Annotated in this window: 23 protein-coding genes; 15 read left to right on the forward strand and 8 right to left on the reverse strand. The window is 52.7% G+C overall.

The genetic code is table 11. The features are described 5' to 3' along the window. The gene (locus B3F49_RS07825) at nucleotides 1-1149 is read left to right on the forward strand and encodes an MFS transporter (RefSeq protein WP_293910229.1); all 1149 of its coding nucleotides are present in this window, start codon (nucleotides 1-3) and stop codon (nucleotides 1147-1149) included. 251 nt (nucleotides 1150-1400) lie between these two features. Here the strand turns inward: B3F49_RS07825 and dinB are convergent, their stop codons facing one another. From dinB to B3F49_RS07840, 3 genes are read right to left on the reverse strand one after another with little or no spacing between them, the layout of a single operon-like run. Then, nucleotides 1401-2597, reverse strand: a complete 1197-nt coding sequence (gene dinB, locus B3F49_RS07830) for a DNA polymerase IV (RefSeq protein ID WP_293910231.1) — start codon at nucleotides 2595-2597, stop codon at nucleotides 1401-1403. A gap of 5 nt (nucleotides 2598-2602) precedes the next feature. Continuing rightward, on the reverse strand, nucleotides 2603-3685 hold the full coding sequence (locus tag B3F49_RS07835) for a D-alanine--D-alanine ligase (RefSeq protein WP_293910233.1): 1083 nt from the start codon (nucleotides 3683-3685) through the stop codon (nucleotides 2603-2605). Continuing rightward, complete coding sequence (locus B3F49_RS07840) at nucleotides 3682-5163, reverse strand: Mur ligase family protein (RefSeq protein ID WP_293890621.1); 1482 nt, start codon at nucleotides 5161-5163, stop codon at nucleotides 3682-3684. The genes B3F49_RS07835 and B3F49_RS07840 overlap by 4 nt, the downstream gene beginning before the upstream one ends. 93 nt (nucleotides 5164-5256) lie before the next feature. Between B3F49_RS07840 and B3F49_RS07845 the strand changes: the two genes are divergently transcribed. The 8 genes from B3F49_RS07845 (at nucleotide 5257) to miaA (ending at nucleotide 11186) form a co-directional block, all read left to right on the forward strand. Then, entirely contained in the window at nucleotides 5257-6333 is a 1077-nt protein-coding gene (locus tag B3F49_RS07845) for a hypothetical protein (RefSeq protein WP_293910235.1), read from the forward strand. Nucleotides 6334-6412: 79 nt separating this feature from the next. Next, the gene (locus tag B3F49_RS07850) at nucleotides 6413-6589 is read left to right on the forward strand and encodes a hypothetical protein (RefSeq protein WP_293890615.1); all 177 of its coding nucleotides are present in this window, start codon (nucleotides 6413-6415) and stop codon (nucleotides 6587-6589) included. 69 nt (nucleotides 6590-6658) lie between these two features. Continuing rightward, complete coding sequence (locus tag B3F49_RS07855; RefSeq protein ID WP_293910237.1) at nucleotides 6659-8119, forward strand: glutamate ligase domain-containing protein; 1461 nt, start codon at nucleotides 6659-6661, stop codon at nucleotides 8117-8119. Then, nucleotides 8116-8985, forward strand: coding sequence for a YicC/YloC family endoribonuclease (locus B3F49_RS07860; RefSeq protein WP_293890609.1), 870 nt, complete (start codon nucleotides 8116-8118; stop codon nucleotides 8983-8985). Before B3F49_RS07855 ends, B3F49_RS07860 begins: the two co-directional genes overlap by 4 nt. Nucleotides 8986-8996: 11 nt before the next feature. Then, the gene (cmk, locus tag B3F49_RS07865; protein ID WP_293890606.1) at nucleotides 8997-9521 is read left to right on the forward strand and encodes a (d)CMP kinase; all 525 of its coding nucleotides are present in this window, start codon (nucleotides 8997-8999) and stop codon (nucleotides 9519-9521) included. Continuing rightward, on the forward strand, nucleotides 9508-9978 hold the full coding sequence (locus B3F49_RS07870) for a hypothetical protein (RefSeq protein ID WP_293910239.1): 471 nt from the start codon (nucleotides 9508-9510) through the stop codon (nucleotides 9976-9978). The genes cmk and B3F49_RS07870 overlap by 14 nt, the downstream gene beginning before the upstream one ends. 79 nt (nucleotides 9979-10057) lie before the next feature. Further along, complete coding sequence (locus B3F49_RS07875; RefSeq protein WP_244771257.1) at nucleotides 10058-10261, forward strand: hypothetical protein; 204 nt, start codon at nucleotides 10058-10060, stop codon at nucleotides 10259-10261. Next, a complete protein-coding gene (gene miaA, locus B3F49_RS07880) occupies nucleotides 10227-11186 on the forward strand; it encodes a tRNA (adenosine(37)-N6)-dimethylallyltransferase MiaA (RefSeq protein WP_293910241.1) in 960 nt (319 codons plus the stop codon). The genes B3F49_RS07875 and miaA overlap by 35 nt, the downstream gene beginning before the upstream one ends. On the opposite strand, the gene B3F49_RS07885 is transcribed toward miaA, so the two are convergent. The 4 genes from B3F49_RS07885 to B3F49_RS07900 are packed head-to-tail and all read right to left on the reverse strand — an operon-like array spanning nucleotide 11146 to nucleotide 16230. Continuing rightward, nucleotides 11146-12621 (reverse strand): hypothetical protein, encoded by a 1476-nt coding sequence (locus B3F49_RS07885; protein ID WP_293890591.1) that lies wholly within the window; start codon nucleotides 12619-12621, stop codon nucleotides 11146-11148. The genes miaA and B3F49_RS07885 overlap by 41 nt on opposite strands. Next, entirely contained in the window at nucleotides 12608-13462 is an 855-nt protein-coding gene (gene amrB / locus B3F49_RS07890) for an AmmeMemoRadiSam system protein B (protein ID WP_293910243.1), read from the reverse strand. The genes B3F49_RS07885 and amrB overlap by 14 nt, the downstream gene beginning before the upstream one ends. Continuing rightward, a complete protein-coding gene (locus tag B3F49_RS07895) occupies nucleotides 13449-14882 on the reverse strand; it encodes an NFACT family protein (RefSeq protein ID WP_293890584.1) in 1434 nt (477 codons plus the stop codon). Before B3F49_RS07895 ends, amrB begins: the two co-directional genes overlap by 14 nt. Further along, nucleotides 14863-16230, reverse strand: a complete 1368-nt coding sequence (locus tag B3F49_RS07900; RefSeq protein WP_293910245.1) for a bifunctional folylpolyglutamate synthase/dihydrofolate synthase — start codon at nucleotides 16228-16230, stop codon at nucleotides 14863-14865. Before B3F49_RS07900 ends, B3F49_RS07895 begins: the two co-directional genes overlap by 20 nt. Nucleotides 16231-16558: 328 nt before the next feature. Here B3F49_RS07900 and B3F49_RS07905 point away from each other — a divergent pair, with 328 nt between their 5' ends. Next, nucleotides 16559-18298, forward strand: a complete 1740-nt coding sequence (locus B3F49_RS07905) for an AMP-dependent synthetase/ligase (RefSeq protein ID WP_293910247.1) — start codon at nucleotides 16559-16561, stop codon at nucleotides 18296-18298. A 14-nt stretch (nucleotides 18299-18312) separates the two neighbouring features. Further along, on the forward strand, nucleotides 18313-18618 hold the full coding sequence (locus B3F49_RS07910; RefSeq protein WP_293890577.1) for a YhbY family RNA-binding protein: 306 nt from the start codon (nucleotides 18313-18315) through the stop codon (nucleotides 18616-18618). 170 nt (nucleotides 18619-18788) lie between these two features. Here the strand turns inward: B3F49_RS07910 and B3F49_RS07915 are convergent, their stop codons facing one another. Beyond that, entirely contained in the window at nucleotides 18789-20264 is a 1476-nt protein-coding gene (locus tag B3F49_RS07915; RefSeq protein WP_293910249.1) for a beta-N-acetylhexosaminidase, read from the reverse strand. Nucleotides 20265-20446: 182 nt separating this feature from the next. Here B3F49_RS07915 and B3F49_RS07920 point away from each other — a divergent pair, with 182 nt between their 5' ends. The 4 genes from B3F49_RS07920 (at nucleotide 20447) to B3F49_RS07935 (ending at nucleotide 24931) form a co-directional block, all read left to right on the forward strand. Then, nucleotides 20447-21655 carry an ROK family transcriptional regulator gene (locus tag B3F49_RS07920; protein ID WP_293890573.1) on the forward strand — a complete coding sequence of 403 codons (1209 nt, stop codon included), beginning with the start codon at nucleotides 20447-20449 and terminating at the stop codon, nucleotides 21653-21655. Continuing rightward, nucleotides 21648-22556 (forward strand): carbohydrate ABC transporter permease, encoded by a 909-nt coding sequence (locus B3F49_RS07925; RefSeq protein WP_293890571.1) that lies wholly within the window; start codon nucleotides 21648-21650, stop codon nucleotides 22554-22556. Before B3F49_RS07920 ends, B3F49_RS07925 begins: the two co-directional genes overlap by 8 nt. Nucleotides 22557-22559: 3 nt before the next feature. Further along, nucleotides 22560-23411 carry a carbohydrate ABC transporter permease gene (locus tag B3F49_RS07930; RefSeq protein ID WP_293890569.1) on the forward strand — a complete coding sequence of 284 codons (852 nt, stop codon included), beginning with the start codon at nucleotides 22560-22562 and terminating at the stop codon, nucleotides 23409-23411. Nucleotides 23412-23572: 161 nt separating this feature from the next. Continuing rightward, nucleotides 23573-24931 (forward strand): ABC transporter substrate-binding protein, encoded by a 1359-nt coding sequence (locus B3F49_RS07935; RefSeq protein WP_293910251.1) that lies wholly within the window; start codon nucleotides 23573-23575, stop codon nucleotides 24929-24931. Nucleotides 24932-25009 lie beyond the last annotated feature (78 nt).

Below are 25009 nucleotides of genomic sequence, written 5' to 3' on the forward strand. Positions count from 1 at the left end.
ATGCTGCTGCTTATTCTCATCTATCTGGCCTTCATCAGCCTTGGTCTTCCCGACGGGGTGTTGGGCAGCGTATGGCCTGTCATGCGCCTGGAGCTCGGGCTTCCTTTGGCAAGCGCAGGCTTGTTGGGCGCTGCAGGCTCCATAGGCACGGTAGCTTCAGCACTGCTCAGTTATCGATTGATCAACCGGTTTGGAACAGGCAAAGTAACGTTGGTGAGCGTACTGATGACATCGTTGGCCCTCTTCGGCTACTCAATCTCATCGACACTGCCCTCTCTCCTGCTCTGTGCCATCCCGCTCGGGCTGGGAGCCGGTTCGGTCGATTCTGCTCTGAACAACTACGTTGCACTGCACTATGAGGCAAGGCACATGAATTGGCTTCACTCGTTCTGGGGGTTGGGAGCGACTGCAGGACCGGCTGTGATGGGCCTGGTTCTCTCCTTGCAACTAAGCTATAGGGCGGGGTATCGCACCCTGGCTGCTTTGCAAATGCTGTTGGTTCTAGCCCTGCTTGCCTCGATTCCCTTGTTTGAGCGACCTGCCAAGCAAGTTGCACATTCGCATGAGAGCTGCAAGACCAAGCGCACCAGGCACAAGGCACTTCCCTTCGCCCTGCTGGGTTTCTTCCTGTATTGTGCCTTGGAGGTGTCCACCGGACTGTGGGCGGTCAGCTATCTTGTAGAAGTGAAGGGCTTGGCCGCAACGCGGGCCGCCCTGTACGGCTCACTCTTCTTTTTCGGGATAACAAGCGGAAGAATGATAAGCGGATTCGTATCGATGCGGCTCTCCAATACCAAGTTGATTTATATCGGCTTGGCATTGTGTCTGTTCGCCTTGGCGTTTCTCTTCATATCGCCGCTTCCGTTTGCCGGATACTCGCTCTTGATGTTGGGCTTGGGATGTGCTCCTGTTTTTCCCAGCATGATCCACGAGACCCCTCGAAGGTTCTCCATCGAGGATAGTCAGCGCATCATCGGTTTGCAGATGGCTAGTGCATACGTAGGAAGTACAATCACCCCGCCTCTTTTCGGCGTACTCGGATCTGCAGTGGGCCTGCAGTGGATGCCGCTGATGCAGCTCTGCATCTTGTTGTTGCTCTTTCTGTGCATGGTCACTCTCAGCCGCCTTGCCAAGGTACATACGCTCTGACCGGGTTTTCAAAAGCAGAAGATGGGTGGCGGGCGGCATTGGAAGCAGGATGTCTGCAAAACCCAGTCCAACACAGATCAGTCAGCGTGCTGCACGCACGATGCGTAGCACTTTTGATCGGCCAGGTGGTTTACTCAGAATTTTACCTAGTTGTGTTATAGAAATAACAAAAAATAGTAAAGTACTAAGATATAAAGGAACAAGCATGCGTGATGGCCGTCGTTTCGTGATGTCGACAGCTGCCCTTTCCCCTATTCCTGCACTTTTTCATTGCCGCCGGTCATCTTGCCTTTTCGTTCCAGATTGGTTGCCTTGACGACTTGCTTCCCCTCTTTCTGCAACTTCAACACCACTTGCTCCAATCGCCTCTTCTTCTCGTATGGATCTTCAAAGAGCTCTTCCTGCAGAGGTCGTTCACCACTGTACAACTGATAGAGCCCGAGGCCGATGAGCCTGACCGGCCTGCCTTCGCTCCATTTTTGCTGCAAGAGCATTTTCGCATGCTGGTATATCTGTTCTGCGCTGTAAATGGTCGACTGCGGGGTGACCTGCACCGTGAAGGTGGTAAAGTCGGGAAAACGTAGTTTCAGACCGACGGTGCGTCCCATTTGTTTCTCATCCAGCGAACGGAACATGACTTCGTGGCTCATCCACAGAAGTGTCTGCTCGAGCACTTCAGAGGTGGTTACATCCTCGATGAAGGTTGTCTCGGTGGAGATGGAGTGGCTTTTGGCTTCCTCCTTGAAAATGCCGGGGTCGATGCCGCGGCAGGCAAGATACAGAAAATGCCCCATGCTCCGTCCGAACAAGCTCTGCAGGGTTTGTTCGCTGTATGTCCTGAGTTCCGCTGTGGATGTTATGTGATGCTTTGCCAGCTGTTGCTGGGTGACTTTTCCTACTCCCCACAACTTTTTGAGCCCCACTGCATCAATGAAGGCTATCTCCTTGCCCATCGAGACCCTGCATAGTCCATCGGGTTTGTCGTAATCACTGGCCATTTTGGCTATGAACCTGCTGGGTCCTATTCCTACCGAGATGTTCAGCCCTGTCTCCTGTTTCACCCGCTCCTTGAGCAATCTTCCCGCCTCACGGGGGAGCCCGAACAGTCGAAAGGTTCCGCTCATATCCAAAAATGCCTCATCGATGGAAATCTGGTGCACATCACTGGAAAAGGATTTGAGGATTTCCATGACCTGCCTGCTCACCTGGCTGTAGCGCTCCATGCGGGGTTCCACCACGATGGCCTGGGGGCAGAGCCGCAAGGCTTGGGCCATCGGCATCGCCGAGTGCACCCCGTATGCGCGGGCGGCATAACTGGCGGTGGCTACAACCGAGCGTTTTCCCAGGCCTCCGATGAGCAGGCACGTATCCCGGTAGTCAGGGTTGTCCAATACTTCAACGGCGGCATAGAAAGCATCCATGTCAACGTGGAAAATAACGGTTTCCATAGGCCTTACCGCCTCGGAGGAGTATAGATTCGTTGCCGTTCCTCGGCATTGCGCTTGAGGGCGTCGGCAACCAAGTGCCTGCAAATGGTGGGAAGGTCATACCCGATGCTTGCCATCAGGGCGGGGTAGTGGCTTGTGCCGGTCATACCGGGAGAGGTATTGATTTCATTGAGATAGATTCGATTTCCACTTACAAAGAAGTCGATGCGGGCGTACCCGTCCCCCTTGATTGCAAGAAAGGCTTTTCTGGCATACTCGATGATGGTGCATTCAATGCCCGCATCCAAACCGCTGGGTATTCTGATATGTGCAGGGTCAACCTGTCCGTATTTGTGCTCATAGCTGAGATATCCGACGTTCTGTTTGGCAGGATCCACAACCAAACCGGGTCCCGCAATGACCAGACCCCGGTCAGATGTCTGTAACACCGCCGTCTCCACTTCCAGCAAAGGATGGATGAGCTGCTGTACAAGAACACGTTCGCTGTATACCCCTGCCAGTTTCACAGCATCCTGAAACGATTGGAGATCGCTCTTCATCAAGGCGCTGACGCCTACTGATGATCCACTGTTTTCTGGCTTCACGAACAAATCGGGGCCGAGTTTGCTTTGCGATTGCACAAGCAGTTGGTCGAATGGCCCGTCTTGCACCTGTTCTTTGGTCAGCACCAAGGTGGGTACGGTTGGGATGTGCTCGCTTTCAAATACTACTGCGGCCAGGTATTTGTGCATCCCAAGAGCACTACAGACGGTGTCGCAGCCGCACAATGGCAGCCTCGAGAGCATGCAGAGACCTTGCAGGTTGCCGTCCTCGCCTCCATATCCGTGGGTGGTGGCGAATACCGCGTCGATGGCAAGCTTTGCATCGCCGACAAAAAAACCGAGGCCGGCGGCTGCAAAAACAGGCTTGTCTGTTGAGATGTGTTTGCTCACCTCGGCTTGTTGGAGGTACCATCGGCCTTCGAGGGTGATGGCGATGAGAAGCACCGAAAAGCCTGCCTGCCTGAGTGCTTGATGCATGGTTTTTGCGCTACAGATGGAGACATCGTGTTCGGCTGACCTTCCTCCATAGACGAGGGCTATGGTCATAGTCTCTTCTCCTCTTGTAGACGCAGGGCGGCCTGTACTTCTGCGACTTCGTCCCAGCTGATTTTTGCGTCCATCCGCTCTATGGTCTTTTCATGACCCTTTCCTAAAAAGAGAAGGGTGTCGCCGGACTGTGCAATCGAGATTGCCTTTCGGATAGCCTCCCGACGACTCTCAATCTCCCACACTGTGCAGGCAGGATTGTTCATGTGAAAGCGGAGGTCGGAGAAAATCGCCTGATTACCCTCCCTGCGGGGGTCTTCCTCGGTGAGGATGATTGTTGAGCAGTACTTGTTCGCAATCCTGCCCATCGGGGATCGCTTTGAGGCGTCCCTTTCCCCTGCGCAACCAAAGACGGCAATGATGTCTCCTCCCTCGCTCGTCCGCTTTGCAAAGAAGAAAATTCCTTCGTAGGCATCGGCGGTGTGGGCAAAGTCGATGATGACCCGCAAGCCCAGTGAGTTCTCGATCAGGTGCATTCGGCCCTTGACCGGCTGGAGGGTTTTGATAAGGGGAAGCAGGGTCTCTTCCTTGATGCCGGTCAGATGGCTTGCACAAAAAATTGCCAAAAGTGCGTTGGTGGCCAAGCTGGGCAAGAGCAGCGGTGTCTGGATGCGTTGTCCCAGAATGTCAACCAATACGCCCTGGTACCCCATGAACTCGATGCGAAAGGGCACATCCTTGCCCAGGATGAGTGCTTTGGTGGTGCTCCTCAGAGCGGCGGTGAAGTATTCCAGTTTGGCGTTGTCGGTGCTTGATATAAACAAGCCTCCATCCTTGAGGGCTCGTACCAGGTTGACTTTAGCCTGGGTGTACTCCTCAAGACTGTGGTGAAACTCCAGGTGTTCGCTGGTTACTTTGGTAACGATGGCAGCATCGAACTCGATGCCCGCCAACCGGTCGAAGGTGCTGCTCAAGGCGTGGCTGGTGCATTCCAGAACGACCTTTTCAACCTTGTTTTCAACACAACGATGCAAAAAGGCGTGCAACTGGTCGGGCTCGGGCGTGCTTTGCCGATAGGGAGAGTCGACCTTGGTCGACCCATCGTCGATGCTTACGGTGGTGAGCAAACCTGCTTTTACGCCGTTCTTTTGCAGCAGCTGGTAGAGATAGTCGCAGGTGGTGCTCTTTCCGTCGGTGCCGCTCACCCCGATGATTCCCAGCTTGTCCTGCGGTCGGTCGTAGAAAGCGGAACACATACGTGCAAAGGCGGTATGGGGCTTCTTGACTTGGTACCAACGGATGTGTGCGGGAATCGGCAGCAGGGAGAGGTCCCGTTCACTGATAATGCAGACAGCCCCTTGTTCGATCGCCTCTTGGATATAGAGAATCCCATCGGTTCTCAGTCCATGAAAGGCGAAAAACACGGAGTTGGGTTTGCATTGCTTCGAGTGCTGGCTTATGGTTTGGATGAGTATGGAATCGTCTTGCATCGCATCTTCGATGCCTATCGACTGTAGGAGTGCTGCTAGGGTTTTCATACGTGTATGGTACTTCACATCCAGAAGGTTTGCAAACAACTGGTGGCGTGTTGTTTCATTTTTTGCTATGCTTGGTCTGAGTGAGGTATGACGATGTCCAAAAAGGTGATGCTGGTCCTGCTTGTCTCGATTCTCTGCATGACGAACGCGTTTTCGCTCCCTTTGGACTTGGCTTCCGGCTCTGCCTGGGGTATGGCCGACGCCGGGCTTTCCCTTGACTATGAAAGCGATTCCTTTTTGGCAAACCCGGCCTTGCTTGGTTTGGAGAAGGACAAGGATACTTCATTTTTGGCCTCCGCCCGTTTCCAGGATGCATTGGATGCTTCGAATTTCACGCTCTCTCCGTTTGCTGCACGATTGGAAGAGCCTGTAGCCGATTGGGCGATTTCCTTTATTTCCGGAAGCCTTGCCTTCTCGATCCAGAACAGGAACACCTTGGAGAATCGCCAACTGTTTTCCGATGCCTCCGAATATGTGGGGAAGAGAACCACACTCTTTCAGTTCGACTGGGCCACATCGCGTTCCGTTTTCTCGTTCGGTGTAACTGCACGTGCTTCGGCAGTCAGTGAACGGAGCTTGGTAAAAATCCAGGACGATCGAATTTTGCTCGATTACTTTGTCGAGACCACCGTCGGCCGGTATGAAGCGGTGGACGATCTGTCCAGCGTAACATTCGGCGTCGGGATCCTGTTGGATTATCGTTGGTTCAAGATGGGGGTGGTCAGCGACCAGCTTGCCTACGGCAGTGCAGAGCAATCACTGGTGGTCAGTATGGATTCCTTGCTGAAGACCCTCGATTGGGGTTTCTCTTTCAGCTCTCCAACCTATGATGATGCCAATCAGCTGCATCTGTTGAAATTCCAGGGGGCGTTGGACTTTGTAAATCTGGGGTCCGATACCGATAGGGAGCTGAAATTGGGAATTTCGGCCAAGTTGCAGTTGCTTCCTACCTGGTCGGTCAGCCTGCAATTGGGATATCGCGAGTATAAGCCGGAGAGCACGGACCTTTTGAAATTCTCCCTTGCCCGAGGCAGGCAGACCCTTGCATTGAACGCCCAACTCGACACGTTCCAGGTAACCTTGGCTTGTGGTTGGCCCACTGCGTGGTACTCCAAGACTGCGACAAGCCAGCAAGCGGTTTTGCTAGTCGGGGTAGCCTTGATTCTCTAAATTGGGTCCACTTGACACACACGTTTGCCCACTATATAGTCAAACGGTAGAACGTTTGAACCTGTAAGGAGTAGAGTATATGTCCAAAGCACATAGAGGCAGTGGGATCAGGAGCGAAGTGAACCATGGACGTGGTCAGTGCCCCGTTTGCAAGAGAACCGAAGTCAAGGTTATGTATGAAGTGACCATCGACGGTCAGAAAGCCAAGGTCTGCAAGCCTTGCAATGCCCACATCAAGGCAACTGCATCCAACTAAAAACATAGTTGTTGGAACCGAGACTGTCCTGTGTGGCAGTCTTTTTTTTCGTTTGAAGAGGGAGCTGGTATGGATCTGCAGTCACAGCATTGCTATCTGGTAGGAATGAAGGGTACAGGCATGGCCAGTCTGGCCGTCCTGCTTAAGCGGATGGGCTGCCAAGTACGCGGATGCGACCGTGACGAAGTGTTCTTCACCGATGCCTTGCTCGAACAGGAAGGCTTGGCCTGTGATATCGGTTTTTCCGAACATCTGCTGGCCAGCGACATCTCCCTGGTCATTTACAGCAGCGCCTATCCCCTGCAAACACCAATTCTCCAGGCTGCTGCCCGGCGCGGGCTCGCCCTCTACTCATATCCAGCTTTCATCGCCCTGCTTACCAGGCGCCAGGACAGCTATGCAGTTGCAGGCACCCATGGCAAGAGTACGACCTGTTCGGTGGCCTCCCATCTGTTGCGGGAAGCCTCGGACGCTGAGTTTCCGTTCTATGCAGTCTACGGTTCATCCCAAACCGGCCTCAAGCACTATCCCTATTACGGTGGTGAGTGCGCGCTTTTCGAGGCCTGCGAGTACCAAGACCATTTTCTCTCCTATGATCTGCGGGCGGTGCTGATAACCTCCATTGAATTCGACCATCCTGACTACTTCCACTCCTTGGAGGATGTGAAGCGCAGTTTTGAGTCCTTGGTCTCCAAGCTCAAGAGCGGAGGAATCCTGATATACTGCGCCGATGATGCCGGGGCCTGTGAAGCAGCGGCGTATGCCGCTGTCAATCGGCCCGACCTGACAATCCTGTCGTACGGCTTTTCGGCAAAGCCGCCGTTCAGAATCATGCAAAGCGGTCCTGACAGCTATACGCTTGCAGTACTGCCTGAAAATCCCTTCACCGTCCAAGCGAAAGCGAGGGCCTTGGTGTGCGACCACATCGGCGCATTGGTTCTCTCGGTTGCAATGTTGCTCGACCGTCCACGGCCGAAGCTCTACCTCCAGGACCAGGCTTTGCTCTCCGATGAAGTGCTTCTTACGTTGGTATCCAATCTTTCGCGTCATTTGGGCTCCTACACAGCTTGTACCGGCAGAACCGAAGTACTGTTTGAACAGAATGGTGTGGTGTATGTCGACGACTACGCCCATCACCCTTCGGAAATCCGAACAAGCTTGGAAGAACTCAACGAACGGTATCCCCGACACAAGATCCTGGTGATTTTCTGCCCCCATACTGCGAGCCGGACACGGGCTTTCTCCGAGGATTTTGCCCGGGAGCTGTCCAAGTGCGATGCGCTTATCGTGCAGGCCACCTATGCATCGGCAAGAGGGGACGGCCCCTCGGGTCCTGATCCAGCACAACATCTTGCCCGGCAGGTATCGAGCCTGACTTCAACCACATGCGCCTTTGCTCAAGACGAAGATACCGCCCTCGCTCTCGCCAGCCTCTGGTTGCAAGAGCGATGGTTGTGTATTACGATGGGTGCGGGCAACAACCGCAGCCTTTGCGAGCGTATTGCGCACCAGAGAAGGAGTCTTTCATGAAGAGCATGACCGGGTACGGATACAGCGAATCCGTAGGCGAGCAATTCCAGCTTGCCGTGGAGTTGAAGTCGTACAATAATCGCTATTTGGATATCAATCACAATATTCCCTATATGCTGGCCCCCTATGAGATGGAGATCGACAAATATATCGCAAAGGTGGCAAGTCGTGGCCATGTGGAGGTCAACATCAGGGTCAAGAATTTGGCCAGTGATGTGGAGTTGTATGTAGACGCAGAAGCTGTAAAGAATTATACACACGCATTTGCTTCGATTGCCGCACTCTCCGGCAAAGCCCTGAAGCCTCGGTTATCTGATTACCTGGGCAGCGAGGGTGTGTTGGTGAGCTTGAAAGGCAACGACAGCGAACGCTACCGCCAGGTTCTCTTTGAGACACTGGAATCGGCTTTGGTGCAGTTTTCACAGAGCAAGACGCGGGAGGGTGAATCCACCAAGCGGGACTTGGTTCGCTTGGGAGGTCTTGTCGCCGAAGGCTTGGATGTGGTCAAGAGCCATGCCAATGAATTGGAGCAGATGGTAAAGGACACATTGCGGTCTCGTTTCAACGAGATGCTCGGTGATCAGAACTATGATGAGAATAGGATTTTGCAGGAAGTGGCGGTCATGCTCGTCAAATACTCGGTGCATGAGGAGATCAAGCGTCTGGGAGTGCACCTGAAAGAGTATTTCTCCTTGCTGGAAAAAGATGAGCCGACCGGCAAGCGCCTTGACTTTCTCTGCCAGGAGATGAATCGGGAGATCAATACCATCGGCAGCAAGAGCCAGATGGTCGAGCTGAACATTCAGGTGGTCAAGATGAAGGACGGTCTGGAGAATATTCGTGAACAAATTCGGAACATCGAGTAACGGGGGATTGCGTGCGTATTGCTATTAGTGGAAAGAGCGGTTGTGGAAATACCACGGTCTCTCAGTTGGTTGCAGATGAACTGGGGTATCCCATGATAAATTTCACCTTCCGTACCCTCAGCGAAGAGAAGGGCATTGAATTCTGGACGTTCTGCAAAATGGCGGAGGAGAGTGATGAATTCGACCTTGAGGTGGACCGAAGGCAGGTTGAGATGGCCCTATCCCAGCCGGATTGCGTACTTGGCAGCCGCCTGGCGATCTGGATGCTCAAGCAGGCCGATCTGAAGGTATATCTTTCCGCAAGCTCGCTCGAACGTGCCCGAAGGATCATGCAACGCGAAGGGGGGACGCTGGAAGAACGTCTTGAGCAGACTCGACGCCGCGATGCAAACGATAGTGCACGGTACAAACGATTATACAACATCGACAACAGCGATACCTCGGTTGCGGACCTGGTCATCGATACTTCCGAGTTGGGGCCGGAGGATGTAGCACGAATTATCATCAAGGAGGCCAAGGCCCGTGAAATACGCTAAGCCAATGCTTGTCATCATCCTTCTGCTCTCGTGTTTCACCTTGGCTGCGAGACCATATGCAGGTATTTCCCAGTCGTTGATGTCAACGGGCTTGGAGGTGGGAATGCTCAACAGGACATTCGAGCAGAACCTTGCGCTAAGCCTGCCGATGCGTGCACCTTCGCTTCAGGCTGCGGGCATCGAGACTACCATGCTGTACCGGTTGCCTCATCTTTCCCCGGTGATGGCGGGCTTGGGCTTGAAGGCCCGCCTGGGTTGGGAGCAAGGGGTGGGATATGAACTGGGAGCGGGGTTTGCCCTTTCGCTCTCCTATGAGTTTCTTTTCTCACGGGGCATTGTTTTTGTCGAGGGTTCGTACCTGCCTTGGATTACAGCGCAAGGTTCTGCAATCGATGCTGTAATTCAGGACATCGTCAGGCGGCAGTACATCCGCTTCGGTTACCGCCATGTTTTCTAAGGTCTGTACATTTTCCAAGTAAATCTCTATAATAAAAGAGTTGTATCATTACCGTCTTTTAGGGACAAGGAGTTGAACGGTGAGCATTCCATTGAACAGCCTTATTGATTATGAGGGCAATATCTACCAGATTACTTGCGTGGCGATCAAAGAGGCGAATATCCTGAGCAATCCCGGATGCGGCGGAAAAGAAATCGAGGAGAACAATGGCAAGATTGTCAGCGAAGTCCTCACGAGAGCTCTGAAAGGTGAAATCCATTTCGAAACACCCGACGAAGAGTAACGCATTCGAACACAGTATTTTCATCTTCGGCCCTACCGGGGTCGGAAAGACAGAACTTCTGCTGGATCTTGATCCGCAGAGGTTTTCTGTTATCAACGCCGACTCGATTCAAGTCTATCGCTACCTCGATGTAGGTTCTGCAAAGGCTTCTGCTGCGGTTCGCTTGGCAATTGAGCACCATCTGATCGACATCCGCGATCCATGGGAACAGTTTTCGGTGGGCAATTTCATCGAGGAAGCCGACAAAGCCTGTCTCTTGATTCACGAACAAGGAAAAATTCCGGTGATCAGCGGGGGGACGGCTTATTATTTCAAGCATTTTCTCTATGGGCTCAGCGAAGCCCCTCCCAGCGACGAAGCCATCCGTGAGTCAATTGCCCGGCGTATTGAAACCGAAGGCAGGCAGTGGGCCTTCCAATATTTGCAACGAGTCGATCCGGTGAGCGCCGGACGCATCCACCCCAGCGACATGTACCGCGTCAGCCGGGCCCTGGAGGTCTGGGAGACCTGCAACAAGCCCTTGAGCAGCTTTTCACTTCCATCCGAGCCGAGAAACGGCATGCATCCCTTGGTCATAGGACTGCAGCGCCAAAGTGAGATGTTGAGGCGCAGGCTGGCAGCCCGGGTGCAGGCAATGTTTGAAGCGGGGCTGGTGGATGAGATCCGAGGCCTTCTCAGGATGGGAGCCCAGTCCTGGTGGCCGGGTCTGCAGGGCATAGGGTACCGTGAGTTTTTCCAGGCCATGGAACACGGTGAGTGGTCGCATTCCATCATAGCCAACCAGATTGAACGAAACAGCCGCTTCTATGCGAAGCGGCAGATGACGTTTTTCAAGAGTTTTGCTGATGCCAAGTGGTTTGATCCCGAAGACAAAGCTTCCATTCTCAACGAGATAGAGGAATACCTGAAGGCCTCGGATAGGTAGGAACCACAATTTTCTCCAGCAGCTGAACCCCGACCGAGCTGATATCGGTGATCTCATACCAACCGCGCTCGCCCATCTCAACGGTAAATTGCTGTTCCAGCCGGTAGGTGTAAATCGGTACTCCCGTTGCCGGCTGCTCGGCAGTCTCACTCTCTTGTTCATAGGAGTACGGGGTATACAGTACCCCTGATGCAAGATAGGTATCCCCCCCCAGCGGTTTGACAACAAGGTCGGTGACCCCATAGAGGAAGGTGCCCTCAGGTATTGCAGGCCTGCCGTCTTCAATCCATTGATTCGGATCGATTTGGGTGTTTATTCCCTCATACGCCTGTCTGGTCTGCCGGGTGACAAAGAGGTTGGTCACCTCCATGCTTGCCGGATTTTTTGTTTTCTTGGCAAGTGAGGCTTCCATTTTCTGCAGGTCCAAGGCATTCTGGCCGGCATAGAACTCCTCGATTATGGTGATTGGCGGCATTCCTGCTGTATACGGGGGAGCGAGGGCTGTGCGGATGCGGCTGGTGGTGAAGTAGGCCAGAATGAAGACGCTCACCGTGACGGTGATGACGATCCATCCCTTCTTTCTCCAGAAAATCTTCCTTTTAGCCCGTTTTTCTTGTGCGTATAAAAATGAGGCGCATTCGCTCATCTCATAGAGGGACTCCCTCTTCAGGGGCTGTTCAAGTGCGCTCAGGTTCCACACAAGGCCCTCGGTTTGCTCCAGGAAGTAGGAAAGGGCTTTTTGGCTCTCCTTGTTCCCGCTGATATCCCGCATTTTGGTCAGGCTCAAGCTCAAGGTCTTGTCGATGAATGTAGTGGTCGCCTTATCCAGATTGACAGCACAGAGGCTGAGGGGAACTGCCTTGAAAGCATCTTCCCGGGTGTTCTTGTCGGCAAAGGGAGGGAATCCCGCTGCGGCAAAATAGAGGAAGGATGCCAGTTGATCGATCAGGGAGAACGGTGCGTGAATGCCGTGATGAACCCATGCCCCCAGGTGATAAAACCGTGTCTGCTCGTCTGCACAGGATGCCAGAAGGTCTGCAACATCCTGGGGGAGGATGAGGATGCTTCCATCCTCGACACCCCAGATTCTCCACAGCGGAAGGATGCCGTTGCTCAAATCCAGGAAAGAGGAGGGCAAAAGCATCAGGGCTTTTGCCAGACTCCGCACCAGATGCAGTGCCTGATCGCGTTTGGTGCTGGCAATCTGCTCGAAGGCGAAGATGTCCAACGGATCGAAATAGAGGCAGCGCTTTCCATCGACGACAGTCAAACCCTTCCAAAACCAGCTTTCCAGAGTGCCGTCCTTGTACAGATAGCCTTGTGCCTTTTCACCTTGCAATAGATAGGTGGGCAGTTCCACGCTCTGTGGGCCGATGACAATCAGGCGCATGGGTTTTCCATCGATGATGTGCTCAAAGGTTTCATTGGTTCGCATGGGCATCTCCTAAGACGGCACTGATGTGCCAGACGCGTTTTTCATTCTCATCCGATTCTGCATGGATGTCCTGCCGCTGTATGCCGGCTAGATACATTCCAACGATATTCCATCTCCCTGCTCCCCATTGCTGTCTGCCGACCGCCTCCAAAGCGGCCGTGTTGCAGCTGCTGATGGTATGCATGCGAAGGCCTTCGCTCAGACTGGTTCCTTGGGATAATGCATCTGCAAAAGCGGTTGCATGCTTCGCAGCCTCGAAAGCGGGAAGCAGTGCGTTTGCATTGGCTGAGATGATGAACAGCACCTTGTCATCGATATCGGTGATATGCTTGATCACCTGGGTGTAGATGGCAAGCTGTGACTTGTCGCAGCTTTTGCAAAGCAGGGGAAGCACCACTGTCCCGGGAAAATAGCTTTGGATGAACGGGAGGGTCAGCTCCAAAGCCGGCTCCTCGATGAAATAGCTGTCCTCGCGCATCACATGGGCCTTGAATCGGGTGCAAAGCTCGGTGGCCAGTGCCGTATCGAATACATGCTCATTTTCGGCCACCCTGATGCCCTCGGCTTGGGGTGTGAACAGGAAAGCCGGTTCATGCTCGCCAAGCACCTCCTGATGCAAGGGGCCGAGGAAGACCACCTTCGAGGGCTTTTGCATCGCCACGTGCTCGAATGACCGGTGCAGAGCCTCACAAACCATGTCGTAGGAAGCATGAGGGACTACAATGGCGGTGGGCAGCGAACAGGGTTCTCCTGTGGCAGGCCTTCTTCTTGTACACTCGTCTAGTTTTGTCCTATCTTCTGGATAGAAAATCAAATGGTGTTGGGATTCAAGCATTGTCATCTTCTAAAAGTAACCGTGCAAGCCTTGTCTCGTCCAGTGCTACACGCAAGTTTTTTTCCTGGGTGGGGAGAACCAAACCGGTTTTTCCTCCCTTAGCCCTTCTTAAATGCTTGACCTGGGTGTAGTAGAGGTCTGCCTTGCCCTCTTTCTTTGCCTTGCTGAACACGATGGCCAAGTTTGCGGCATCCAAGAGGACGTCAAGGGGGATGGTCTTGTTCTTGATGAACTTGATGAAGACATACCCGCCGGGAACATCGCGGGTGTGCATCCAGTAATCATTGCCCCTGACATAGCGGCGAAGCAGCTCATCGTTTTCCTTCGCATTGCGTCCGACCAACAGGGTGAACTGCCCGCTCTGGATTGTCAGACCCGGAGTCTGGAGCTTTTCCTGCTGCTTGGCTGAAGAGCCGGCAAGCTCGCGTTTCATCGCCCGTATGGCGGTTTGCTGGTCAATCAAAGGATCCAGCAATCGGTTGTAGTGCGCCTCGCACGCTTGGAGCTGTGCTGTTACCTTCTCAACCTCGGCCAGTGCATTCTCATAGGACCCTTTCGCTTTCTGATACTTATCGTAGTAGAGAAGGATGTTCTCCCTTCCCTTGAGCTTGGGTTCGAGCTCGATGACCCGCTTGCTCCCTGACTCCCAATCCTCCAGAACGATGCTGCTCTGGTTGTCCTCCAACAAGTGTTGGTAGGCACTGAGCAGATCTGCGGTCAGTTTGTACCGCTCATACCCTTCGGTGGCTTTCAGTGTATGCGTTTGGCTTGCCAGGGTTGTTCTCAGCGTTTTCAGCTCACGATCCCGCTTGGATTCGACCTTGCGCTGAAGCTCTTGGAAGGTAAGCTCATTGCTTTGGTTGCCGTACTCCTGTTCTATCTGGCGGTTGAAGGAGCTGTCGGTGCGGCTTCGAATGACAAACCGATCGTCCTCTTCAGCCTTCGGCTGGGGCAGGATGAGGGGCAGGCCGCTCTGTTCCCCTCTGCCGGGTCGGCGGTACAGCAGTTCAAGGATGATGTTCTGTTCATCGGTGATGATGATGTTGGCACCAGGGCCGCTGTAGAAACGCAGGTACACATAAAAAGTCGTGCCATGATTGTCCAGCTTGAGTCGAACCAAGCGGTCATGGCTTATCTGGGAGGCCTCCAGTACTTTGGATCCTTCTACATTGGCCCTGAGAAATTGGATGAAGCGCTGCAGCTTTGCTGTTTTCCCTTGTTGGACGACACTCAGGGCTCCGCTTGCCAGATGAAGACGGGAGAAAGGGGTTCCAAGTTCTGTATACAGCGTCCAGCGTCCGGCTTGAGGATGGTAGAAGTTCCAGCTCATCGAGTGAAAATCATGCTGGACGGTTTGCTGCAAGGAACTTCCGACCAAGGGAAGTTCCTCAAGGATGAGTGCTATTTCACGCCAGTTGAGACTCATAGGCACTCCGTATCTGCTCAAAGGCAGCTTTCACCCCGCCGGCGAGATAGAATGATCCGCACACAAGAATGGCATCGGAATCAGCTGTCATGCTGTATGCAGTCTTGAGAGCTTCCCTGTTGTCTTCAATCAAAAGAATCCGATAGGGTTGCGTCCGTTCCCGGGCAAGGGCATTGAACAACGCAAAAAGGCTCGAGATATCACTCTTTTTATAGGTGCCCGGCCGGCTGATGATGATCTGCTGGAAATGGTCGAGCACGAGATTGGCCATATGCTGGTGGTCCTTGTCCTCCAGTGCTCCATAGATGATGGTGTTCTTCTTGGAAGAACCGTGCAACAATGTGAAACTCTGAAGCAGAGCTTGCAATGAGTGGGTGGTGTGGGCTCCATCGACATAGAGGCAGGGATTGGTGGACAGCTGCTGGAACCGCCCGGGAATCTGGTTCTTTTCGATTGCTGGAAGAACGTTCTCATTATAGAGCCCCAGACTTCTCAGAACGAGCAGGGCGAGGGCGCTGTTCTGGGCTTGTACGCTGCCGCGCATCGCAAGCAGCAACTGTTCTTCGTTCCCATTTTTCCATCGATACCGGACAAGCTCACCCTCTGTGGTGGTTCTGCTGGTAAGTGAAGCAATAGCATCCTCGAGTAGATAGGTTGCACTCTTTTGCGCTTGCGCCTCGGCCAGGAATACCGACAGGGCTTCCTTCTCTTCGAAGCCGATGAAGGTGGGGACTCCCATCTTTATGATCTTGCTTTTTTCTGTAGCGATTTTTTCAATGGTATCGCCAAGAATTTTCGTATGCTCAAGTTCGATGGGGCAGAGCACGCACGCCTCGGGGACAATGGTGTTGGTTGCATCCAGTCGTCCACCCAGACCTGTTTCGATGACCGCCCATTCACAGCCGCTGTTCTTGAAGAGCAGGTAGGCATAGGATGTATACAACTCGAAGGTCGTTGGATCTGTTTCGCCCCACTGGTCGCTGAAGTGGAAGCCTTCCAATTGGGTCTGGAGTTGTTTTCCGGTCTGGACCAGCAACTCATCGCTGAAGAATGTTCCGCTGAGGCTGAAACGTTCGCGGTAGTCGATCAGATGAGGGGAGAGATAGAGGCCGGTCTTATACCCCAGGGCGGTGAGTGCACTGGCTATATAACTGGCGGTAGAACCCTTGCCCTTTGAGCCGGCCAGATGAATTTTCCTGAATGACAGCTCGGGATTGCCCAGATAGGCAAGCAACGCCTTCATCCGGTCCAAGCGGTACGTTCTGGTTGTATAATGTGTTGTCTGCTTCTCAAGATTGGTGAAACTCTCCATGAAGCGGACTACATCGTCAAAGCACGAAATTACCATGTAGTAGATACCTCGTCGTAAACTGTAGACGCAACGCCTGTTTTGGTCAACGCAACACTTGCTCGATTTGCATGCTCTCCAGCATCCTGCCGATATCGCCGTCAGCGATGCGCTTGAGCGGTATACTATTTGCAGCATGGGTATGTGCGAAAGATTACTCAATGTGGGATGGATGCGTTTCTTTTGGAAGGATATACAGATGCAATTTGCAGGCGAGTTGAGCATTACACAATGACGCATAGTGACTTTTTGTCATGATAATCTTGATTTCTCTGATTCTTCTGCTTATAGTGGAATAAGCTGGATTGTAATAGCGAGGAGATGGAATATGGCACAGCAAAAACATGCACCCAAACCGTGGGATTTTCTGGATGAATATCGCGGTACGGCTTTCCAGGGCGAATGGCCTACTATCGTAGAGATGTTTGAGATATCGGTACGTCGCTATCCGGATAATAAGTGCTTCACCGCCTTTGTTCCCAAAAAGGTGACCTTCACCTATACCGAGGTGCATCAGCAGGTGCTGAAGGTGGCAAACTACCTCGCATCAAAAAAAGTCGGCAAGGGCACCAAGGTTGCCGTTTCCGGCAAGAACAGTCCTGAGTGGGCGATTGCATATCTGGGGATTCTTTTTAGCGGAGCCATCGTGGTCCCGCTCGACAATACCTTGAGCAATAAGGACATGGTCAAGCTGATGGATTTTGCCGGGGCGAAAATCCTGTTCGCCGATCCTGAGAGACTTGAGAATTTCGACACCGAAAACAAGCTTGGGTTGACTGATAGGATCAGTCTGGAGCCTGCAAAAGAGTATCCGTTTGTTATGGACCTGGACGGCAAGGAAGTGAAGCGGCACAAGGCGCAGAGTGAAGATACCGCGGCTATTTTATTTACCAGTGGAACAACCGGCACGCCCAAGGGTGTCATGCTCAGCCACCGCAACATGGTCAGCGACTGTTATCTGGCCCAGGGCAATATGAGCTTGTCTCCCAACGATGTATTCTATGCCATTCTTCCCATTCATCATTCCTATACCATGATGGCGGTTTTCTTTGAGGCAATCAGCGTGGGAGCTTCCATCGTCTTCGGCAAGAAATTGATCATCAGCCAGATTCTCAAGGAGCTGAAGGAAGGAGAGGTCACGATGTTCCTCGCCGTTCCCATGCTTTTCAACAAGATGATTGCGGCCCTGATGAACGGGGTGCGGGAGAAAGGTATTGTCCTGTATGGCCTCATCCGGTTTTTGATGAGTGTTTCCGGTCTGCTGAAGAAGGTATTCAAAGTCAACGTGGGAAAGAAGATGTTCGGCTTCCTGCTTAAGAAACTTTCGCTGGACAAGAACCGCATCTGCATCAGCGGCGGCGGTCCGCTGCCGGCAAGCACGTTCAAGATGTTCAATCAGCTGGGAATCGACTTCGTGCAGGGCTACGGCCTGACCGAGACCAGCCCCATCACCCACCTCAATCCGGTGGAGGCGTACATCGAGACATCGGTCGGCAAGAAAATCCCGCAGGTCGAGGTCAAGATTGTGAATCCCGATAGTGATGGGAACGGTATTATCTATATCAAGGGACCCATGGTCATGCAGGGCTACTACAACAATCCAGAGGCAACTGCGGAGGTGCTCGAGGATGGATGGCTCAATACCGGTGATGTCGGGCATCAGGATGCCCGGGGCTACCTGTATCTGACCGGTCGTGCCAAGAACATCATTGTTACCGAAGGCGGCAAGAATGTGTTCCCCGAGGAGATCGAGGACCACTTCCAGCTGTATAATGAAATCGATACCATCTGTGTACTCGGGTATTTGACTGACAAGAAGACAAAGAGCGAAGGCATTCGAGCCTTGGTCTATCCTGATCAGAAGTGGGCCGACGAGATGGCCAAGCAGTACGGCGATAAGGCAAAGCAGAAGATTGAGGAGCGCATCAACCAGATCATCGGCGAGGTGAACAAGGAGTTGCAGTCCTACAAGAAAATCACCCGTGTGACCGTCGTCGATGAGCCGCTTGAAATGACGAGTACCAAAAAAGTAAAGCGCTTCGTAGTTGCTCAAAAGTACAAGGACTGAGTATAGTACCACCTATGAACAGCAGCGTACGAAGTTTTCTGAAGGCTCAGGCACACTCTCTCAAACCAATCGTCATGGTCGGCAAGAATGGGTTGGAAGAGCGGGTGATAGCAGCCATGGACGATGCCTTGGGCAGTCATGAGTTGGTCAAAGTAAAGTTTCAAGCCTTCAAGGATGAGATTCGTCCCCTTGCAGAGGAGCTGGCGGTGAAGACCGGAAGTGAACTGGTCGGCATCATAGGTTTCATTGCCACCTTGTATCGTGAGAGTGAGGACCATTTGATTCATATTCCCAAGGATTTGCTGAAAAAAGGCGAGTAGGGAAGGCTTTGCAACAACATGAGGCATCAGGGTGGAAGCTCTGGTGCTTTTCTTTGCTTGATGCAACGCAGGCCCGCCGTCCAACGGAGGCAGGGCCTGCAGAGAGAAAATCCACCAGAAGGTGTACTCAATTCATAGCACACTCGTTGGATTCTCACAATATATGTTCGTTATTCTCCGCGATAACAAGCAAGGTCGAGTGCATCGCACAGCTGTGTCAGTGTGCTCTTGCTTTGCAGGACTTTCTCTGCATCCTCCGGTTTCCACAGTTGTTGTGCCAGCATCATGAGCCGGGGAAACAACAGATACTCGGCTTGGCGGGAGGTCGTTACCTTCTCGGTCCACAGATTTCCCTGTGAGCCCAGTACATGGGCTTTTGCCTGCGCTTGTAGAGAATCGGGGACGCATGAGAAATGAGCCACCTGATTGAGCGTGCTGACGCCCAGTGTTCCCATTTCCTCCTCACTGTCCAAGTGCTTGTAGTCAAAGTAACAACCAGCTGTGTTGGGGCACATGATCACCTGGTGGCCTCTTCTGGTCGCCTCCAGGCCGCCCTGTACGCCTCTCCATGACATGACGATCAAATCCTTGGGCAGGCCGAGCTGTTCGGTTCCCTCCAAGACCTCGTCCCAGCCTATCGGCTGTTTTCCTGCATTGTGCACCATTTCACACACCTTGCTCGTCATCCAGCTCTGCAAGTAGCGAGCATCGGTCAAGCCCAACTGTCTCATGCGCTCTTGGCAGCGGGGGCACTGCTGCCAGGCTGCATGGGGACATTCATCGCCTCCGATATGGATGTAAGGGGAGCTGAAAAGCTCGGCAATTTGGGTGATGGCATCGCCGAGAAAGCCGATAAGCTCATCGCTTCCTGCACACATGACCTCCTCGAAAATACCCCAACGGTCTTGGGTCTCATACGGACCGCCGGTGCATCCGAACTCAGGATAGGCAGCAAGCAGGGCAGAGGCATGACCGGGTGTCTCGATTTCGGGCACCACCAGCACATGCCTTGCATGGGCATATGCTTGAAGGTCGAGGATTTCCTCTTTGCTGTACAGTCGGCCGTAGGTTCTTCCGTCGGTGTATTGCAATTCCGTACGCTTGCTGGCTATGCTTTCAAGCTTCGGCCATCCGTCAAGCGGAATGCGCCACCCCTGGTCATCGGTGAGATGCCAATGAAAGCGGTTGAGGTGAAACAAGGATGCAACATCGATGAGTTTTTTCAAAAAGGTGATGGAAAACTGGTGCCTGCTGCAGTCGACCATGTATCCGCGCCATGCAAATGTCGGGCTGTCCTCCACCTTGCAGCAGGGCAGCTGGTTGTCCGTAAGCAGGGCAAGTTTGCGGATGGTACTCAAGCCTCTGAAAGCCCCTTCGTCGGTACCGGCCTTGATGACAATCTGAACCTTGCTGATGGTCAGGATGTAGGCTTCCTGCTCCATGCCCGCCTGATATTTGAAGAGTATGTCCTCCCCGCCTGCCTTGCAGCCGAATAGCTCAAGTGCCAGTTGGTGTACTGCTTCGAAGCCTTTTTCAGCTGCGATGGCGATGCGCGGATGAAGGCGGAAGGTGCCCTCCCAATCTTCTATGCTTTTGGGAATCGGGACGATAAGGTCGCTTGCTTTGCGGCTATGATGTGTATGCATGGATTCTTGGTAGCACGGCTTTGCCTGCAAGTCAAGTTCAAACGTTGTACAAACTGCTTGATAAAATATTCTTGACAGGTGGCCCGGTGGATGGTAGGCTTTGTTTGTACAGAGAGCGAACAAACCAATGGAAGAGCTTTTCACACCATGACCGAGGTCCTAGACCAAGTATACCGAGGCTTATGAGAATCAACAACAACAATTTCCAGAAGAATGCCAATACCTCGCTGGTTGCCCAGCTTATCTGGAAGAGTCCGGGGATCAGCAGGGTTGACATCGCACGGGAGCTCAATCTCTACCGTTCGACGGTAACCAATATCATTTCCGCCCTCATAGACGATGAAGTTGTCTATGAAGGGGAGGAAGGAAGCGGTATGAGCCGGGGAGGCCGGAAGCCGATCATCCTCAGGCTCAACGATAAGTTCGGGTGTGTGGCTGGCTTCGATATCCAGCCGTCCCACTATCGTGCCGTCATTCTCGATATCACCGGAAGCCTTCTTTTTCAGGACAAGGGAAAACTGCCTGAAGTGGATTTTGACGGTATCATCAACTTTTTGATGGATATCATCCTGAAGCAGGTCGACAAGCTGGGCATCGCCCTGTTGGCGGTGGTGGCGGGCATTCCCGGCATCGTGGACGCAGAGAACGGGGTGATCATCTATGCAGAGCCGTTTGATCTGAGAAACTATGATTTCTACTCCTTCTTTACAAAGAATTACGATGTATTGGTTTTTGTTGAAAATGATGCCAACTGCACTGCATGGCTGGAGATGACCATCAACCGCAATGTGAATCTGGGTGATTTCATGTGCATGATCGCCGATTATCATGAAGGAAGCTATCAATTCGGAGACCGGGCCGGTATCGGTGTGGGCATCGGTCTCTCAATTGGCGGCAAGGTGTATCATGGGTCCCACCACAGCAGCGGTGAAATTTGCACCTTGAGTTGGCGGGGGCACAATATCGGCCAGACTGGATTGCCCGAGGACTTGCTGATCCGGTCCGTGCATGACGAAGAGGCTTGGAGGACATGGATGATAGATCTCTTCAGCTCCCTTGTTCCGGTTGTTTCCGTCTTCGATCCCAGGGTCTTCTTCATTCATGGCAAGCCGTTTTCGGACGAACAGAAGATCAGGGACTTGCTCGGTGATGCCTGCCCGCAGTTTTTGGATGTCTTGAAAAAGGTCAATTGCAAGTTGATTTTCGACACCCAGGACGAGTCCGTGGTTGCAAAAGGTGCTGCCATGATGTTCCTGCAAAAACTCTTTGCAGTCCCCGAGCTGTCTGAAATCGAATGCCGCACCCATTTTGACTGGGAGGATGTGATCGCCCAAGCCTATCCGATGAAAAAGTCGTACAGGAAGCCCCATTTGGAGGTTACACATGTCTAAAGTGCATACGCTTGCCGATGCGAAAAGAGAGCAGAGGAGAGCCTACTGGACCCTGGTCCTTCCCGGTTTTTTGGTCTATATCTCGGTTATGGCTTTCCCTACGGTTTTTTCCGTGATTCTCAGCTTGACCGACTACAACGGCGGCAGGCTCTTTGGTGGCAAGCCCGTCTCATTTGTGGGATTCAAGTGGTACGGCCGGTTGTTTGTGGATGAGTATTTCTACCTTGCACTAAAGAACAACCTGTGGATAGTCCTGGTCTCGTTGTTCGGCCAAATTCCTTTGGGCTTTTTCCTTGCCTATGTGCTGCACAGGGGATTGGTAAGAAACGGTGATTTTTTCCAGACGATGATCTATCTTCCCACGGTAATCTCCACGGTCGTCATCGGTATCTTGTGGAAGTCATTCTTTGCCCCGTATGGAGCCTTCCCGGAGTTGATGCGCCTGTTCATCCCTTCCTATGAGTATGGGATCAGCAGCAATCCGCTCCTTCCCGTCCTCTTTGTCATTCTCTGGATGTATACCGGCATGTATATGATCATATTCATCGCCAACCTGCAAAAGATCGACGGTTCGGTCATCGAGGCAGCCCGCATCGATGGGGCTTCCGAAGGCCAGACGCTGCGGTATATCATTCTTCCAGCCCTCACGGGGGTACTGGTCGTCTCGGCGATACTGGCGATCAGCGGGTCGTTGAAAAGCTTCGACCTGATTTATGTGATGACCGGCGGAGGCCCGGCGAACCGGACCACCGTCCTGTCCATCTATATGTTCGACAAAGCATTCAAGGGTGCTCCCAACTATCCGTTGGCCAACGCAATCAGCACGGTCATGGTAATCATCAGCTTCTCCCTCATCGGTCTTACCAAGTGGGTTGAACACAAGTTCGGCGGGAGGGAATAGGCGATGAATGACATCAAGGATACGAAATCGGTTGGAGCGAGAATCAATACGGTGCTCACGTATGCGGTCATGATTTTCTTCACGGTGATGGCTATCTATCCTCTCTTGTGGCTGGTCATGAACTCTTTCAAGACAACCACCGAGTTTCAGATGAACAAGCTGGGATTCCCCAAAGAGTGGGTGCTGGTCAACTACAAGGATGCCTGGGTGCGCGGCAAGTTCCCCCGCTTGATCCTCAACAGTTTCATCTATACCGGTGTTACAACGGTCGTCACCTTGGTTTTCTCGTTTATGGCCGGGTTTGCCTTTGCAAAGATTCCTAACCGGGCAACCAAGTACCTGCATGGATCGTTTGTCATCGGATTGCTGTTGACGCTGCAATCGATCATGGTTCCGCTCTTTCTCATCATCAACTGGGTGGGATTGTACAACACGTTCCTGGGAGTCCTCATTCCCTATATCGGCATAGCCATGCCCATGGGCATTTATCTCGGAACGGAGTTCATCAAATCCATTCCCGATGCACTGGTGGAGTCGGCCCGCATCGATGGGGCGACCTATTTGAAGATATTCATCTCGATCATTGTTCCTATGGCAGCCCCGGTGGCTGTTACGGTGGCCATCATGACGGTAACCGGGACCTGGAATGAGTTCATGCTGATCAATATCCTGACCAGCAGTGATGCGTTGAAGAGCCTGCCTGTGGGAGTGCAAAAGTTTGCAGGTGCACTTTCCAGTGACTTTGGAAAACAGTTTGCAGCCTTGGTCATCGGCCTGGTTCCCATGCTTGTTTTCTATCTGTCATTTCGCAAGGAGATTACCAAAGGAGTTGCCGCAGGTGCGGTGAAGGGCTGACAAATGTTTTTTATTTGACAGCCTGCATAGGGCATGGTAACATTAGTTTGTACAAAGTATGAACTAAAGAAATCAGGTACTTCACCCCGTATGGGGTGGAACATAGAGAGAGCGCGAGGATTCTTCCAAGCGCAGTGTATGCAAGTCATCAGGAGGTAGAAATGACTGGATTCAAGAGAATTTCCGTATTGGCTCTTGCAGTGCTGATGGTCGTGACATCGGTATTTGCACAGGGAGCAAAGGAGGATGCAGCAGCTGGAAAGCAGATTGAGCTGACTGTGCTGAACTACATCGACATGTCTGAACCAAACAGCGCAAATGATATTACGATGGTTTGGGACAAATTCGAGGCAGAGAACCCCGATATCAAGATCGTCCGTGAGGACCTGTTCAATGAACCGTTCCACCAGAAGACGGAAGCCTACGTCGCCAGCGGTCAGGTGCCCGATGTTCTGTATATGTGGCCCAGCGGTCGTTCGACCAGTCTTCACACCACCAAGAGTGTGAAGGACCTCAAACCGTTCCTTGAGAAGGACGGCTTGTTGGACCAGTACAACCCTGCTACGGTAGCTCCGCAGTTTGCCGGGTATCTGGCCATGCTGCCCAATGGTGTAACCACCACCCATATGCTCTATGTCAACACCAAAGTCCTTCGAGACAATGGTCTTTCCATACCAAAGAGCTATGCTGATATGAAGGCCATGGTTGCTCCCCTCAAGGCAAAAGGCATCGATCTCATCGCCATGGACAACATGGACGCATGGGTGATGCAGAGCTGCTTGTTCTCCATGGTTGCCGGCCGCTACGGCGGAGTTGATTGGTATGAGAGGCTTGCTGCCGGCCAGATTTCCTTCACCGATGAGTGGTTCGTCAAATCCTTGGACCTGATCGATGACATGTACAAGTCCGGTATGATCAACCGCAACAGCCTGACCAGCCCCTACGGTTCATCCCGTGGCAGATTCGCCGCCGGAAAGGCAGCATTCTACATCGATGGTGACTGGTCGACCGGAGCCTTCCAGACCGACATCACCACCGGCAAGGCTTTGATCAGTCCTGCATTGCAGCAGAGTGATTTCGAGTTGATGGTCATTCCCAATCTTCCCGGCGAAGTCATCCACAATTCAAACAGTGGTGTAGTCGGAACCGGTTGGGGCATGAGTGCCAACATTCCTGCCGGCTCGGCCAAGGAAGCTGCAGCTTGGAGATTGATCAAGTACCTGCAGGGTGAGTATGTCCAGACCTACCGCCTCACCACCGGTGCTTCCTTCCCCTCCAATCTCAATGTGGATGTGGAAAAAGTTGTAAAAGAGCGGAATCTTGAGCCGTTCATCGCAAAGAGAGCTGCATACTATGCCGCCTACACCCCGATCACCCCGGTTATCGATGGTGTTCTGCACAGTGATGTGTACAACGTGATCAACGTAGGGTTGCAGGAAATCGGTCTCGGCTCGAAAGCGCCGAAGCAGGTAGCATCCGAAGTCCAGAAAGCTTGGGAGACCTGGAAAAAGAACCAGTAATCACTGACTAAGATTGCAAGGCAGGAAGGCTGTATCGGTCTTCCTGCTTTTTTTAGTTTGCAGAGGGAAACCCTGTCG

Origin of the sequence: Sphaerochaeta sp. UBA5836 (assembly GCF_002432845.1) — a bacterium.
GTDB lineage: Bacteria > Spirochaetota > Spirochaetia > Sphaerochaetales > Sphaerochaetaceae > Sphaerochaeta.

Bases quoted from the DNA above. Each gene is read 5' to 3' on its own strand.
- B3F49_RS07825 (WP_293910229.1), top strand. From the start codon at position 1: ATGCTGCTGCTTATTCTCATCTATCTGGCCTTCATCAGCCTTGGTCTT.
- dinB (WP_293910231.1), bottom strand. From the start codon at position 2,597: ATGGAAACCGTTATTTTCCACGTTGACATGGATGCTTTCTATGCCGCC.
- B3F49_RS07835 (WP_293910233.1), bottom strand. From the start codon at position 3,685: ATGACCATAGCCCTCGTCTATGGAGGAAGGTCAGCCGAACACGATGTC.
- B3F49_RS07840 (WP_293890621.1), bottom strand. From the start codon at position 5,163: ATGAAAACCCTAGCAGCACTCCTACAGTCGATAGGCATCGAAGATGCG.
- B3F49_RS07845 (WP_293910235.1), top strand. From the start codon at position 5,257: ATGTCCAAAAAGGTGATGCTGGTCCTGCTTGTCTCGATTCTCTGCATG.
- B3F49_RS07850 (WP_293890615.1), top strand. From the start codon at position 6,413: ATGTCCAAAGCACATAGAGGCAGTGGGATCAGGAGCGAAGTGAACCAT.
- B3F49_RS07855 (WP_293910237.1), top strand. From the start codon at position 6,659: ATGGATCTGCAGTCACAGCATTGCTATCTGGTAGGAATGAAGGGTACA.
- B3F49_RS07860 (WP_293890609.1), top strand. From the start codon at position 8,116: ATGAAGAGCATGACCGGGTACGGATACAGCGAATCCGTAGGCGAGCAA.
- B3F49_RS07885 (WP_293890591.1), bottom strand. From the start codon at position 12,621: ATGCGAACCAATGAAACCTTTGAGCACATCATCGATGGAAAACCCATG.
- amrB (WP_293910243.1), bottom strand. From the start codon at position 13,462: ATGACAATGCTTGAATCCCAACACCATTTGATTTTCTATCCAGAAGAT.
- B3F49_RS07895 (WP_293890584.1), bottom strand. From the start codon at position 14,882: ATGAGTCTCAACTGGCGTGAAATAGCACTCATCCTTGAGGAACTTCCC.
- B3F49_RS07900 (WP_293910245.1), bottom strand. From the start codon at position 16,230: ATGGTAATTTCGTGCTTTGACGATGTAGTCCGCTTCATGGAGAGTTTC.
- B3F49_RS07905 (WP_293910247.1), top strand. From the start codon at position 16,559: ATGGCACAGCAAAAACATGCACCCAAACCGTGGGATTTTCTGGATGAA.
- B3F49_RS07910 (WP_293890577.1), top strand. From the start codon at position 18,313: ATGAACAGCAGCGTACGAAGTTTTCTGAAGGCTCAGGCACACTCTCTC.
- B3F49_RS07915 (WP_293910249.1), bottom strand. From the start codon at position 20,264: ATGCATACACATCATAGCCGCAAAGCAAGCGACCTTATCGTCCCGATT.
- B3F49_RS07920 (WP_293890573.1), top strand. From the start codon at position 20,447: ATGAGAATCAACAACAACAATTTCCAGAAGAATGCCAATACCTCGCTG.
- B3F49_RS07925 (WP_293890571.1), top strand. From the start codon at position 21,648: ATGTCTAAAGTGCATACGCTTGCCGATGCGAAAAGAGAGCAGAGGAGA.
- B3F49_RS07930 (WP_293890569.1), top strand. From the start codon at position 22,560: ATGAATGACATCAAGGATACGAAATCGGTTGGAGCGAGAATCAATACG.
- B3F49_RS07935 (WP_293910251.1), top strand. From the start codon at position 23,573: ATGACTGGATTCAAGAGAATTTCCGTATTGGCTCTTGCAGTGCTGATG.